The 13,151-nt window shown below is 72.4% G+C and carries 15 protein-coding genes; 6 read left to right on the plus strand and 9 right to left on the minus strand.

What is annotated here, in order from left to right:
- Window positions 1-28: 28 nt before the first annotated feature.
- Complete coding sequence (locus ABZ562_RS09110; protein ID WP_361475810.1) at window positions 29-856, plus strand: HipA family kinase; 828 nt, start codon at window positions 29-31, stop codon at window positions 854-856.
- Window positions 857-872: 16 nt separating this feature from the next.
- Here the strand turns inward: ABZ562_RS09110 and ABZ562_RS09115 are convergent, their stop codons facing one another.
- A complete protein-coding gene (locus tag ABZ562_RS09115) occupies window positions 873-2,879 on the minus strand; it encodes a BTAD domain-containing putative transcriptional regulator (protein WP_361475812.1) in 2,007 nt (668 codons plus the stop codon).
- 135 nt (window positions 2,880-3,014) lie between these two features.
- Between ABZ562_RS09115 and ABZ562_RS09120 the strand changes: the two genes are divergently transcribed.
- On the plus strand, window positions 3,015-3,899 hold the full coding sequence (locus ABZ562_RS09120) for an alpha/beta hydrolase (RefSeq protein ID WP_361475814.1): 885 nt from the start codon (window positions 3,015-3,017) through the stop codon (window positions 3,897-3,899).
- A gap of 4 nt (window positions 3,900-3,903) precedes the next feature.
- Here the strand turns inward: ABZ562_RS09120 and ABZ562_RS09125 are convergent, their stop codons facing one another.
- From ABZ562_RS09125 to ABZ562_RS09145, 5 genes are all read right to left on the minus strand, one after another.
- Entirely contained in the window at window positions 3,904-4,533 is a 630-nt protein-coding gene (locus ABZ562_RS09125; RefSeq protein WP_361475816.1) for a class I SAM-dependent methyltransferase, read from the minus strand.
- 190 nt (window positions 4,534-4,723) lie between these two features.
- Complete coding sequence (locus ABZ562_RS09130) at window positions 4,724-5,248, minus strand: GNAT family N-acetyltransferase (protein WP_361475818.1); 525 nt, start codon at window positions 5,246-5,248, stop codon at window positions 4,724-4,726.
- Window positions 5,242-6,126, minus strand: coding sequence for a protein kinase (locus tag ABZ562_RS09135; RefSeq protein ID WP_361475820.1), 885 nt, complete (start codon window positions 6,124-6,126; stop codon window positions 5,242-5,244). Before ABZ562_RS09135 ends, ABZ562_RS09130 begins: the two co-directional genes overlap by 7 nt.
- Window positions 6,045-6,740: a DUF6875 domain-containing protein gene (locus ABZ562_RS09140; protein ID WP_361475822.1), complete on the minus strand. Its 696-nt coding sequence runs from the start codon at window positions 6,738-6,740 to the stop codon at window positions 6,045-6,047. The genes ABZ562_RS09135 and ABZ562_RS09140 overlap by 82 nt, the downstream gene beginning before the upstream one ends.
- Entirely contained in the window at window positions 6,737-7,144 is a 408-nt protein-coding gene (locus ABZ562_RS09145; protein WP_361475824.1) for a hypothetical protein, read from the minus strand. The genes ABZ562_RS09140 and ABZ562_RS09145 overlap by 4 nt, the downstream gene beginning before the upstream one ends.
- 270 nt (window positions 7,145-7,414) lie before the next feature.
- On the opposite strand from ABZ562_RS09145, the gene ABZ562_RS09150 reads away from it, so the two are divergent.
- Both ABZ562_RS09150 and ABZ562_RS09155 read left to right on the plus strand, forming a co-directional pair.
- On the plus strand, window positions 7,415-8,434 hold the full coding sequence (locus ABZ562_RS09150) for an XRE family transcriptional regulator (protein ID WP_361475826.1): 1,020 nt from the start codon (window positions 7,415-7,417) through the stop codon (window positions 8,432-8,434).
- A gap of 14 nt (window positions 8,435-8,448) precedes the next feature.
- Window positions 8,449-9,021 carry an HD domain-containing protein gene (locus ABZ562_RS09155; RefSeq protein ID WP_361475828.1) on the plus strand — a complete coding sequence of 191 codons (573 nt, stop codon included), beginning with the start codon at window positions 8,449-8,451 and terminating at the stop codon, window positions 9,019-9,021.
- Window positions 9,022-9,081: 60 nt separating this feature from the next.
- Here the strand turns inward: ABZ562_RS09155 and ABZ562_RS09160 are convergent, their stop codons facing one another.
- Window positions 9,082-9,270, minus strand: coding sequence for a DUF397 domain-containing protein (locus ABZ562_RS09160; RefSeq protein WP_361475830.1), 189 nt, complete (start codon window positions 9,268-9,270; stop codon window positions 9,082-9,084).
- A complete protein-coding gene (locus ABZ562_RS09165; RefSeq protein ID WP_361475832.1) occupies window positions 9,267-10,097 on the minus strand; it encodes a helix-turn-helix transcriptional regulator in 831 nt (276 codons plus the stop codon). Before ABZ562_RS09165 ends, ABZ562_RS09160 begins: the two co-directional genes overlap by 4 nt.
- A gap of 135 nt (window positions 10,098-10,232) precedes the next feature.
- On the opposite strand from ABZ562_RS09165, the gene ABZ562_RS09170 reads away from it, so the two are divergent.
- Entirely contained in the window at window positions 10,233-10,658 is a 426-nt protein-coding gene (locus ABZ562_RS09170) for an ATP-binding protein (RefSeq protein WP_361475834.1), read from the plus strand.
- Window positions 10,659-11,008: 350 nt separating this feature from the next.
- Window positions 11,009-11,818: a helix-turn-helix domain-containing protein gene (locus ABZ562_RS09175; RefSeq protein WP_361475836.1), complete on the plus strand. Its 810-nt coding sequence runs from the start codon at window positions 11,009-11,011 to the stop codon at window positions 11,816-11,818.
- Window positions 11,819-11,823: 5 nt separating this feature from the next.
- Here ABZ562_RS09175 and ABZ562_RS09180 read toward each other — a convergent pair whose 3' ends face one another.
- On the minus strand, window positions 11,824-13,122 hold the full coding sequence (locus ABZ562_RS09180; protein ID WP_361476019.1) for a phosphatase PAP2 family protein: 1,299 nt from the start codon (window positions 13,120-13,122) through the stop codon (window positions 11,824-11,826).
- Window positions 13,123-13,151: the final 29 nt, after the last annotated feature.

A 13,151-nucleotide genomic window follows, 5' to 3' on the forward strand; every position in this document is an offset into this window, starting at 1 on the left:
GGTTCAGTTTCGGGGAGGGGAGGGGCGGATGGTGGACGGCGCGGGCGGGGCAGCGCACGCGCTGCGCGAGGTGACGGCCGTCCGGTACGTCACCCCGCTGCGCACCGGCGGCTCCGTGCCCGGCGTGGTGGAGGCCGACGACCTGGGCACGTACGTCGTCAAGTTCACCGGCTCGGCGCAGGGACGCAAGGCGCTCGTCGCCGAGGTCATCGTCGGCGAGCTGGCCCGGCGGCTGGGCCTGCGCGTACCGGAACTGGTCCTCGTCCACTTCGATCCCGTGGTCGCGGCGGAGGAGCCGCACCAGGAGATCCAGGACCTGCTGCGCGCCAGCGCGGGCCTCAACCTCGGCATGGACTACCTGCCGGGCGCCGCCGACTTCACACCGCACGCCCCGGACGCGCCCGACCCCGGCCCCCTGGAGTGCGCCCGGATCCTGTGGCTGGACGCGCTCACCGCCAACGTGGACCGCACACCGCACAGCACCAACCTCATGACCTGGCCCACCTCCGGCCACCAGCCACCCCGGCTGTGGCTCATCGACCACGGCGCCTCGCTCGTCTTCCACCACCGCTGGCAGACCGCGGCGGCCGCGGTGACCAGGCCGTACGACCTCCGCGGCCACGTCCTCGTACGCGGCGCACCCGCCCTCCCGGAGGCCGACGCCGAACTCGCCCCCCGGGTCACGCCACGGCTGCTCCGCGAGATCGTGGCCGCGGTCCCCGACGCCTGGCTGACCGCCGAGCCGGGCTTTCCGTCACCCGCCGGCCTCCGTGAGGCCTACGTCACCCACCTGGCCACCCGCGCCCGCCGCTCCGCCGAATGGCTCCCGGGCGGCGATCCCGCCGTACGCGGCTGACGGCCCGCCCGCGCCCTCACCCCGCCGGCCGTGCCGCGCCCGCCGCCGCCGTGATCGCGGCCAGCCAGCCGTCCACCGGACCGGCCGTGAGCAGGCCGCTGCCCGCGCCCGCGAGCTGGCCCGCCGCCGGGAGCAGGCGGGCGTGGGCCCGCTCCAGGACGTCCCGGTCGCCGACGTCACGGGCGACCGCCGCCTCCAGGCAGCACAGCGCCTCGTACAGCAGATCCGCCGGCGGCTCCGGCAGGGCGCGCAGCGCCGCCCGCGCCCCGGCGGCGTCACCCCCGCCGAGCAGCGCGAACGGCTCGGCCCAGGGGCGGTACGGGCCCCAGTCCGCGCCCGGGTCGACACCCCGGGCCGCCTCCCGCGCGGACTCCCCGCGCGACAGCCGCAGGCACAGCAGCGCCAGCGGCAGCAGCCCCCGCTCCACGCCCGGCATCCCGGCCCCCTCCAGCCGCCCGGCCGCCGCCCGGTACGCGGCCTCGGCCCGCGCCGCGCGCCCGGCGGTGGCGAGCCGCAGCGCCCCGTACCACTCGGTGAACACGCCCACCAGCGGCAGCTCATGGCGCGCGGCCAGCCGGTCCGCGGCGGCGGCGTGCCCGTCCGCGGCCGGGAAGTCGCCGAGCGCGCCGCGCGCCTGGAGCCGGACCAGGTGGCCCAGCACCTCGTACGTCACCAGCCCGTGCCGGGCGGCCACCGCGATCAGCTCCGCGCCGATCGCGTCCCGCCGCGGCGCGAGCCCGGCCCGGGTGCAGGACTGCATGAACGCGCCGTTCAGCGCGAAGACCAGCAGCGCCGGATCGTCCAGCCGCCGGGCGATCTCCTCGGCCTCGCGCGCCGCCTCGGGCCCGCGCGGGGAGCGGGTGCCGCGCATCTCCAGCGCGATGGTGGCCAGCAGACGGCAGCGTGCCGCGTCGCGCCCCGGGGGCAGCGCGGCCAGGGTGCGTTCGGCCGCGGCGACGATCCGCCCCGCCAGCTCCGGATCGTCCCCCCGGGGCCAGATCGCGGGGACGTCGTAGGCGCCGATCACTCGCGCCGTCAGCTCCGGATCGCCGCACTCCTCGGCGGCGGCGATGGCCGCCGACCGGTGTTGGCGGGCCGCCTCCAGGCCGCCGCCCCCGGTCACCGCGAGGTTCCGGATCAGCCCCACCGTGGCCTCCAGCCGGGCCCGCGCCGCGCCGCCGACCGTACGGTCGTAGTCCGCGGCCGCCTCCGACCACACGCGAGCGGCGACGGCCGCCGCCTCCGCCGGCCCGGGTCCCGCCTCCAGCCCGGGGTCCTGGGCCAGGATGTCCGCCTGGAGGCGGCGGAGGCGGGGGCCCGGGTCCAGGCCCAGCTGGCCGACCAGCGTGGTGCGGGCCCGGCGCAGGACGGCCAGCGCGTCCCCCTGGCGGCCCGAGCGGTACAGCGCGAGGGCCAGCAGACGCCAGGCGTCCTCGCGCCAGGGGTGATCGGTCAGATGGGCGTCGAGGTCGGGCACCGCCTCGGCGGCGCGGCCCAGCGCGAGCAGGGCCTCGGCGCGCCGCTCGACGGCCCGGAGCCGCAGCTCGGCCAGGCGGGTGCGTTCGCCACGCGTCCACGCCTCCCCCTCGAACCCGGCGTACGCCGGACCGCGCCACAGCTCCAGCGCGTCCCCGAGCCGTCGCAGCGCCGCCTCGGGCGGCAGGGTCGCGGCCGCGCCGACGGCGGTCTCGAAGCGCCACGCGTCCACGGCGTCGGGCGCCGCCCGCAGCGCGTACCCGGGCCCCTCGGTGACCAGCAGCCGGGACGGGGCGCGCGGCGGACGGTCCGGTTCCAGGGCGCGGCGCAGGGCGCCGACGAAGGTCTGTACGGCACCGACGGCCCCCGCCGGGGGCTCGTCCCACAAGTCCTCGACGAGCCGCGCCACCGGTACGACCCGGCGGCGGGCCACGATCAGCCGCGCCAGCACCGCCCGGTGCCGGGGCCCCTTCAACGCGAGCGCGCCGCCGTCGCCCTCGGCCACCACCGGCCCGAGCACCCCGAACGCGACCCGTTCCCACGCCACCAGATCACCGTAGCCGGGCCCCGGTGGGGCGCACGCGCCGACCGGCTGCTGACCGGCTGCTGATTGGGGCGCGGCAGCCTCGACCTGTCCACCGGAAGATCCGGCGGACGGATCACCGAATGAGAGCGGCCCCCCATGCCAGAGATCCCCGGCTTCGCCCACCACCGCGTCCCCGTCGCCGACGACGGCACCGCCCTCCACGTGGCCGTCGGCGGCACCGGCAGCCCGATCGTCCTGCTGCACGGCTTCCCGCAGACCCACCTGATGTGGCGGCACGTCGCGGCCGACCTGGCCGCCGACCACACCGTCATCTGCCCCGACCTGCGCGGCTACGGCGCGAGCGACAAACCGGCCGAGGCCCACCCCACCACGTACGCCAAGCGCACCATGGCCGCCGACATCGTGGCCCTGGCCCGCGCCCTCGGCCACGACCGGTTCGCCCTGGCCGGGCACGACCGCGGCGCCCTGGTCGCCTTCCGCGCCGGGCTCGACCACCCGGACACCGTCACCCACCTCGCCGCCCTCGACGTGCTGCCCACGCTCGACATGTGGCAGGCGATGCACGGCACCACCGCGGCCGTCGGCTTCCACCTCTATCTGATGGCGCAGCCCCCGGGCCTGCCGGAGCGGTTGATCGCCGCCGCCCCGGACGACTTCTTCGGCCACTTCCTCGACCTCTGGGGCACGGACCCGGCCGCGATCCCCGCCGCCGTCCGCACCGCGTACCTGGACGCCTGCCGCGCCGCCGTCCCCTCGATCGTCGCCGACTACCGGGCCTCCGCCGGTATCGACGTCGCCCACGACCAGGCCGACCGCGACGCGGGCCACCGGCTGCGGATGCCGGTCACCGTCCTCCAGCAGGACTGGGGCGCCGCCCTCGGCTTCGACGCGGAGGCGCTGTGGCGCGCCTGGGCACCCGATCTGCACCACAGGACCGTCTCGTACGGCCACTTCATGGCCGAGGAGGCGCCCGCCGACGTCACGAAGGCCCTCCGCGCGCTCCTCGCCCGACGTCCCTGACGCTTCAGGGACGGCGCGCCAGCACGTGGACGTCGAGGAAGCCCCGCTCGGAGGCCGGATCGTGGAGCAGCCGGGCGAACGGGACGAGCCCGGCCCCGGTCAGCAACTCGGCGAACCGGTCCGCCGGCCAGCTGTACGCGGGCGTCACCTTGTGGTCGAAGCGGACCGGCTCCGGCCCGTCGGTCCCGAAGAACGAGACCAGGAGCAGGCCCCCCGGCGCCAGGACACGTACCTGCTCGGCGAGCAGCGCGGGCAATTCCCCGGGCGGGGTATGGATCATCGAGTAGTGGGCCAGCACGCCACCGAGCGCACGGTCCTCGACCGGCAGGGCCTCCATCCGCGCCTCGTCGAAGCGCAGCGCCGGATGGGCCCGCCGGGCGTGGTCGATCATGGCCGGGGAGAGGTCGAGCCCGAAGGCGTCCAGCCCCAGTTCGTGCAGCATGGCCGTCAAATGCCCAGGCCCGCACCCCACATCGGCTGCCCGCGGGTTCCCCGTGCCGCGCACCAGCTCGGCGAAGGTGCCGATCATGTTCCGCGAGAACGGATGCGTCTCCAGCCGATCAGCGAACAGCGACGCGTACAGCTCGACGACCCCGTCGTAGGCCGCCCTGGTCTCGTCCTGGTGCCCCATCACGGGCAAGCAAGCTAGCACCCGCGCCCGTCCGCGGCCCCGCGCCCGTGACACCCGCGCTGTTGTCGCCAAAGTTTCGGCCAATGATCAGGCGGGCAGTGCCTGCGACCAAATCCGGCTTTCCAGTCGACCAGGTGCATCAGTTCGCTGGTTGCCGCGAACAGCTCGCGGCCGACCTTGTAGGTGCGCCGGGCTATCCCCAATCTTTTCCAGTACCGCAAGGGTCGGCGCACGGGTGGTTCAACGCGTACACCGGGAACGGCACGGTGGTTCCGTCCCCGATGCGCCGATCGGATGTGCCGGTGCGGGTGAACCCGATCTTCGCCAGGACGCAACCGGAGGCCAGGTTGGCGGGGTGATGCGCGGCCTCCAAGAAGTCCAGGTCGGCGGTGGTGAAGGCGAATTGGACAACGCGCTTCGCGGCTTCGGTGGTGTAGCCGTTGCCCCAGGTGTCCTCGCGGAGGATGTAACTGAGGCTGGCCATGGCCGGGGTCCTTCGGCGCAGGGCGATCCGGCCGATCAGCTCGCCTTCGACGACGATCCCCCACGTCCATTGTCGTCGGGGCTTCTCGGCCGCTCTTGCGAGGGCCGCACGAATCTTGTCTTGCGCCTCTCGGAGCGTGAATGCCCTGCCGGTCGTGTAGCGGACCGAGGCGCCGCTGTAGATGCGCTGGAGGGCCGGGGCATCATCGGGGGTCAGGGCTCGCAGGGTCACCATGTGGCGGCCAGCTCCTCGGCGGTGGGCCTGTCCGCGGGGTCCGCGGACAGGCAGGCGGTGATGGCTTCTTCGAGGACGGGGAACGGCCACGGCCGGACGTCGCTGATTGCCGTGGTGCTGCCCTTGGCGATGGCACGCAGCTTCTCCAGCCGGTCGATGCCATCGTCGTAGTCGACGGGGCGGCGGCCGGTCCAGCACCAGAACAGGGAGGCGCCCAGGCTCCAGATGTCGGCGGTCGACTGCGCCTGGATGTGGGTGTCCGAGGGGGTGCCGAGGATCGCGGTGGCGATCTCGGGGGCGGTGGTGTGGGTGAGCGCGCCGCGATACGGGATGCGGGGGCCGTTGTGCGGGCCGCATGCGAGGGCGTAGTCGATGACTGCCGCGCGGCCGTTTCGCGTCACGAGGGTGTTGGTGGGCTGGACGTCGGCGTGGGCCCAGTCGGCGCCGTGCATCCGAGCGAGATGCTCCGCCCAGGTGCGGGCGATCCCCAGGAGCCAGGGGCGTGCCGAAGCGCGGTCTTCTTCGGGTCCTCGGGCGAGGGCCAGGGCCCGCCACAGCGGCGTGCCGTCGACCCAGCGCACGGCGAGCCACCGGCCGCCCTGCCATTCCCCGGCATCGACTCTGTAGCCGGGGTTCAGGGCGCCCGCCTCGGTGAGTCGGAGCAGGTGGTCGTCTTCCTGGGCCATCTCTGCGGCCTTGTCGCGGGCGTCGTCGCTGTCGGGGCTGTTGGCCTTCAGCGCGACTGCGCCCAGGGGCCCTTGGATTTTCCAGGCCCGCGAGCCGCGCCGGTCGCTCATCAACCGCGTCGAGGTGGGCTCACCGATTTGTGCGGTGAGGAGGTCGATGGCTTCGCCGGGGGGAGAAGGCGTCCGGCCCATGTGCGAATCTCCTTCCACTGCGGGGGAATGTGCTCGAACACGTCGCGGCCGTCGTCCTTGGCCGCGGCGAGCGCAGCGGCCAACTCTGGGGTCGCCCGCAGGAAGTGCGGATCGCGGCGACGGATGGCGGCCCTCACAGGGAGGAACGAGGCGGGGGCGGCAGGGATTCGGGCGCCGGTCTCGGTGGCTTCCTCTTCTCCTGCGTGGAACTTGCCGAACATGACCCCGACCGGTCCGTACAGGTTCTTCAGGGCCCAGTGCGGCCATGCCATCAACTCGCGGTGCCTGGCGCCGGGAATCTCGCCCAGAAGGACGATGTTCTCGCATCGCAGGAAACCATGTGGCCGGTTCAGCAAGGGTCGCAGCCACTCCGCGGCCTGGACACCTGCGTGGAAGAGTTCCGCCTCCACCGCTTCGGCGTCGCCCTCGGCGCGGTAAACCGTCCAGGTCGTCATGTTCTGGCGGAGTGACGGGGCAAGGTGAGGGCAGTGCGCGGTCATCTGCTGCATGTAGTCGCTGATGTCCACGGCCGTCGGCCGGATGGCGCTGGCCTCAACGAGGCGAAGCGCCCCGGCGGTGGGCCGGGACGCTGCCGTGGTGTGTGGGGTGGTCACTGGCGGCCGGTCTTCAGCTGTTGGGGCGCGAAGTCGTCGTCGCCGTCTCCGCCGGTTGGGGTGCAGTCCCACTCGGCCACCACGGTGCCGGTGGCGCGGTAGCGGGCGATGGCCTCCTCGTCCACCCTGCCGTCGGTGTCGGTGAACCAGATCTGCGGCAGCGGTCCGTACGCCTCCTCGTAGGCGGCCACCCAGGCGATCGGGCCGTGGCCGTTGTTGGCGACGTGGCTGATCGGCTGGCCGATGGTCTCCTGGCAGAGGGCCACGTACTGCGGCGTGCCGAGCATCTCGTGCCAGGCCGCGTCCACAGCCGGGGAGAACATCTCCGGCGCGGACTCCCCGTTCTTGAGACGCTGGCCGGTGATCGTCAGGAACCGGCGCAGTTCAGCCGTTGCGGTACTCACGATGGTGTCCCTCTCGTTGTCGCATGGTGCCCACCTGGCCCGGGGGCCTCGCGGGCGTAGGCGTGGATGCGTACGGGCGGCCCGGATGCCCTCATTCGTCGGATGTGGACCGCAATGCGACCGTACGGCGGTCACCGATGCGGTAGGACTGACTGTGAGTACGGGTTTCGGTGCGCAGGGCGACCGGGGGGGGCAGGCCGTATGGGCAGGCCGCGACGAACGTCAGCAGGTGTTGTCTCCGGCTTCGTGCTGCGTTTGGCTCGCGAGTCGATGCCACGGACGCAGGCCGGGCTGGCGGAGGCCCTGGGTGTGGATGTGGACACGCTTCAGGGCTGGGAGTCCGGGCGGCGGCCGCTGGCGAACATGCGGGCGGGGGCGTTGTTGGGGCTGTGCCGACGGCTGCCCGCGCTGGGCGCGGACGCGACGCTCGTGCAGTGGCTGGACGCGGCGATGGACGCGGACCGGATCATCGCGGCCGGGCTCGGCGAAGACGTCGGCGGCCCCCATCCGCTGGCCGGGTGGGTGCATACCCGCGACACCGCGCACATGGTCGCCTGGGCGCTGGACGGCACCGCGCCGTCGGCGCTCGCCGGGCGGTTACCCAGGCCCCGGCGGGGGCCAGTCGTTGCCGCGCCCCGGCTGGCACTGGTGGACCGGGCGGCGTTCTTCGACCATCTGCGCAGCGCGACCGAGGACGCGGCTCGGCAGGGCGAGACGGGGGCGCTGCTACATCGCCAGGCGCTGTACCTGGCGTCGTACGACCGGGCGCCGGACGCGGCCGCGTGGACCGCGCACACGCTCCACCGTCGGCGCGACGTCTTCGCCCGGCGCGGCTGGTCTCCGCACTGGGCGGAGGCCCGCTCGACGGCGACGGCGCTCGCCCGACTCGGTGACCCGCAGCCGCTGCTCGACTTCATCGACCGCGCTCTGGCCGACGACGATACGGCCGAAGCCGCGAACTTGAACTACTGGGCGCTGTGGCTCGGAGCCCTGCCGGTGCCGCAGCCGGACGACGCCTTCATGCGGGACCGGGACCTGTCCGGATGGGATCCGGTGACCCTGCTGCGTGGGCTGACCCGCGGGCTGCACCTGGCACCCGGGTACGTCGACCTGTACGCGCACTCGCTATGGGCGCTGCTGACGGCGTTCCCGTGGCTGCCGCAAGCGTCCGGGCAGCTCGCCGGGCTGCTGCGCGAGCGGACCTCTCAGCTCCTGGATGAGGTGCCGCTCTCGGCGAGAGCGCGGCGCGAACTCGCCCGCGTCCACTACGTTTTCGATCACAACCGCTGATGCTGGAGGACCGCATGGCCGACGACACCACCAGGGGCACCGCGAGTTTCATCTCCGAGATGGGCGTGCTCAAGCGCGTCGCACGGACCGGCTGGTGGTTCACCGGCAACAAGGCCCCGGAGTCTGTCGCCGAACACTCTTTCCGAGTCGGGGTGATCGGCTCGGTGCTGGCGATGATGGAAGGCGCCGACCCAGCACGGGTCGCGCTGATGTGCCTGTTCCACGACAGCCAGGAGACCCGCGTCGGGGACATCCCGCACATCGGCCGGAAGTACCTGCGGGCCGCCCCTAACCAGGAGGTGACCGCCGACCAGGTCGCCAACGCCCACCCGGCGGTCCGCGAGGGCGTGCAGAGCGCTGTTGAGGAGTACGAGGCCGGCCAGACGCCGGAGGCGATCGTCGCCCGCGACGCGGACAAGCTGGAATGCCTGGTCCAGGCGGTGGAGTACCGCGAGCAGGGCTACAGCCTCACCCAGAACTGGATCGACACCAGCCTCGCCTCGCTCAAGACGTCGTCGGCGAAAGCCCTCGCCGACGCCGCACTGAGCATGAACTCGCTGGAGTGGCAGAAGAACTTCCTGCCCTGATCAACGCTGTGTGCACAGTCGTGCGGGCCGCCCCGGGGGACGGCCCGCCGGGTTGTGGCCTCAGGCGCGGGAGGCGTAGCCGACGAACGCGGCCCAGGCGGCGGCGGTGGCTGTGAGCTGGGGGCCGTCGGGGTTCTTGGAGTCGCGGATGTGGATGGTGCCGGTGGGGTGGGCGGCGACCTCAACGCAGTCGGGTCCGTCGTCGGTGCTGTAGCTGCTCTTTATCCACTCACAGGGCTTGAGGGTCATGTCTCTCCCAGCACTTTTTCGATGAAGGCCAGTGACTCTTGAGGCGTGAGAGCCTGCGCCCGGATGATCCCATAGCGCATCTCAAGGATCTGGACCTCTTTGGGGTCGACGATCACACGGCTGAAGAGCTGTACTTCGACGTGCCCGACCGTGGCGCCGTCCTTGAGCTTCAGCAGCCGGAACGGGCCGCCGAGACCGGAGTTCACTCCACGATTCTGAGGCAGAACCTGGAGGTCCACGTTGCGCAACTGGCCGATCTCCAAGAGGTGTTCGAGTTGCCTCCGCTGGACCATTCTGCCCCCGATCCCGAGGCGCAGCGTCGACTCGCACTGCACAAAGTTGAAGAGCGGCCGTGCCCTCGTGGCACGGAGGAGTTCTTGGCGGGCCATGCGTCCGGCCATCCGCCGTTCCACTTCTTCCTCGGTGAACGCGGGACGTCGGCCGCTGAACACGGCGTGCGAGTACTCCTCGGTCTGGAGCAGACCTTGAATCACCGAGTTGTTGTACGCGCACAGCTCGACCGCATCGTCCTCCAGCTTCTTCAGGTCCCGTACCTTCTTCGGATACCTGGCCTCGGCGACGTCCTTCTTCATCTCGGCGATCTTGCCGCCCGCGCCCAAGACCTCATCCGCCTTGTCCAGGAACTCCGGCTTGGGGATGCGCCTCGCCCGCTCGACCGCCGAGACCTGTTCCTCCCCGTACCCGATCAGCGCCCCAAACTCCGTCTGCGTCAGCCCGGCCGCTTCGCGCCACAGCTTGATCTGACGGCCAACCGCTCGCAGCACAGCACCGCTGTCGTCTTCGTCCAGGCCCAGGTCCTCGCTCATACGTGTCCACCTCCGGAGTCCGTTCGTGCCGTCAGGGCGGACTGGCCGGACAGCACCCGACCGAAGCCGGACAGTCACCGCACGTATTGGCGTCGCTACTTTTCAGCCTATGCAAGCGTGGCCACTCTGAGTGACGTGAGCCAACAAATCACCCGAACCAGCACTTCCGCTTCGCACTACACCGTGCTGCTCTCCGCCACCCGCAAGGGCGCCCGCCTCGCCCGGCTGCTCGCGACCGAGCGCATCCGCTCCTGGGGGATGCCGCACGAGAAGGCGGCGCTGATCGTCGCCGAGCTGGCGGCGAATGCCGCGCTGCACGGCCGCGTGCAGGGGCGGAACTTCCGGCTGTCGCTCAACAGGACCTCCGACACGCTCCGCATCGAGGTGAAGGATCCCCGGGCCGACCGCCTGCCCGCCGTCCGGCCGAAAACCGAGAGCGGTGAGCAGCCGCGCGCATCGGGGCATGGGCTGCTGCTCGTGGAGGAGTTGGCGGACCGGTGGGGTGTTCAGGTCGAGCTGATCGGCAAGACGGTCTGGGCCGAGCTCGACCTCCGTCCCTGAGCCCGTCCACCGGAGGCCGGGAACCCTGGACCCGGTGGGGCGCGCGTCGGTGCGGCGGGCCATCAAAGACCAAGAACCGCGGGAAAGAACCCACCCAACCCATCCAAACCTCGCACTAGTCACCCGGACGGGTGATTCCGCCCAACTCGGCTGGCGCGGGGACGGTTTGGCGCGGAAGGCTCGGCACAACAACCCCAGACATGCGACGGCCCCCGGCCGGGACTGGCATCCCGTGTCGAGGGCCTGACCACCCGAGGAAGATCAGAGGCTTCCCGATGGCTGAGCAGCACCCTAGCGCGCCCGCGCGCGTAGTTCCCCTGGTTCGCCGATCCCCCGGCGGCATCACTCATGTGAGGGAGCGCCACCCGAACCGCTACACGATCGTCGGCAATCACCTCACCCAGCACCGCGAACTCTCCCTCACCGCGATCGGACTCGGCGCGCACATCCAGTCGCTCCCCGAGGGCTCGCCGGTGGACATCCGTACGCTGGCCGAGAGGTTCCCGGAGGGCCGGGACCGGATCGCCGCCGCGCTGCGGGAGTTGGAGGCGTACGGGTATATCGAGCGCGTACGGGAGCGCACTCCGGGCGGCCGCATGGTCACCCGTACCGTGTCGTACAACGACCCCGAGGCCACGCGCGCCCGCCGTACGGGCCGTACGCGCGAGCCGTGCCCCGTACGGCCCGTACGGGAGCCGCAACCCGCGCGCCCGACCCCGCCGACCAGCGGCGGCGCACCGGAGCGGCCCGCTCCGCCGCCGCTCCCTCGGCCCGACACCCCCGCGCCGCACCCCGGCGCGACCGCCCTCCTCGCCACCCTCCGGCGCGACGACGACCGGTTACTGCTCCCCGAGCGCGACGTACGCCGCCTCGCCCCGGCCGTGGCCGTCTGGTTGGAGCGCGGCGCGGCCCCCGAGGCCGTACGCCGCACCCTGACCGCGAACCTGCCGCCCGATCTGCGCCACCCCACCGCCCTGCTGGCCCACCGCCTCAGCACGCTCCTGCCGCCGCCCCTCCCGGTGGCGGGCCCGGCGGCGGGCACGGCGCCCGACCCCCGGCCGGTGGTCGTGCCACTGCAGGAGTGCGACGGCTGCGACCGCGCCTTCCGGGCCCCCGCGCCCGGCCTGTGCCGCGACTGCCGCCAGGCGGCGGCAGCGTGAGGCGGTCAGGCGACCCGGGGCTGTGGTTCCGGTTGCAGCGCGGGGGTGGCTATCGGCTCCCATGATTTGGTGGTCCGCATGTAGCCGTGGATCACCGAGCCCATCGCCAGAAGGAGAAGGGGGCCGAACAGCCACGGGTGCTTGGCCATGTCCAGCGGCAGATAGCGATAGGCCACCAAGAGCGCGGCGAAGACCGCCGTGCCGTGGGCGACCAACTGCGTTCCTGAGCGGTCCCAGCCGCGTGCCAGCGAACGCAGCGCTGCCTCGATCGTGAGCGCGAACACCACACCGGCGATGAGATCCACGCCGTAGTGGTAGCCGAATCCCAGCGTCGCGCTGAGCGTGGCGACCAGCCAGAACGTGCCCGCGAATCGCAGAACGCGCGGGCCCTTGCGCGAGTGGATGAAGATGGCGGTGGCCCACGCCGTGTGCAGGCTGGGCATGCAGTTGCGGGGGGTGAGCGTGTCGTAGGACACCGGGTGCGGAGGGGCGATCGGCGGTGGCGTGTGCGGCCACAGGCTGGCTATCGCCCAATGCTCACCGCCGGTACCGAAGGCGCCGCCGCCATAGGCGAAGACCGGCCCGACCACCGGGAAAATCATGTAAATGGCGGGCCCGAGGAGGCCGATGACCAGAAAGGTCCGCACCAGATGGTGGGCCGGGAAGCCGCGCTCGGCCGCCACTTTGCGCATTTGGTACAGCGAGATGACGACCGCGGCCACGGGGAGCTGAATGTAGACGTAGTCGAGCACATGGGAACCGATCGGGCCGGTGGCCGCGAGAATCTGGCCTGCCACCCACGACGGATTGCCCAGCGCGTGATCGGCGGTCGCCAGATACGTGTCGAGCACCGCCGGCCGGGTTTTCGCCGTGATGAGCAGCCACGTATCACCGGTCTTACGGCCGGCCACCAGCAGCAGGCCCAGCCCCACGCCCTTCAGCAGCAGGGCGCGTTCCCGGCCGGTGCGGCGTGCGACGGCGATGACCCCATATCCCAGAATCACCCACAGCGCGCCGTTGCCGAAGGGGTGGCCGTCGGTCACCTTGATGTCGGCCGCCCACCGCACCAGAAAGAAGACGACGTCGATGCCGAGCGCGACACCGAGCGCGATGAACCGTTCCCGCCAGGTGAGCACCACCATCATCAACGCCATACCGGCGTACAGCAGGAACCCCGACTTCGGGGCGATGACCACCTCTTGCACCTGGGTGGTGATCGGCCCCGGCAGGCCGTAGCGGCGCGCGGCGGCCTCCAGCGCGACGAGGAATCCGAGGGTCGCCACCCCTGCCACGGCCCACAATATTGTCCGTGGTCGACTGCTTATTCGCGAAA

The organism is Streptomyces sp. NPDC019937 (assembly GCF_040631655.1).
Taxonomy (GTDB): domain Bacteria; phylum Actinomycetota; class Actinomycetes; order Streptomycetales; family Streptomycetaceae; genus Streptomyces.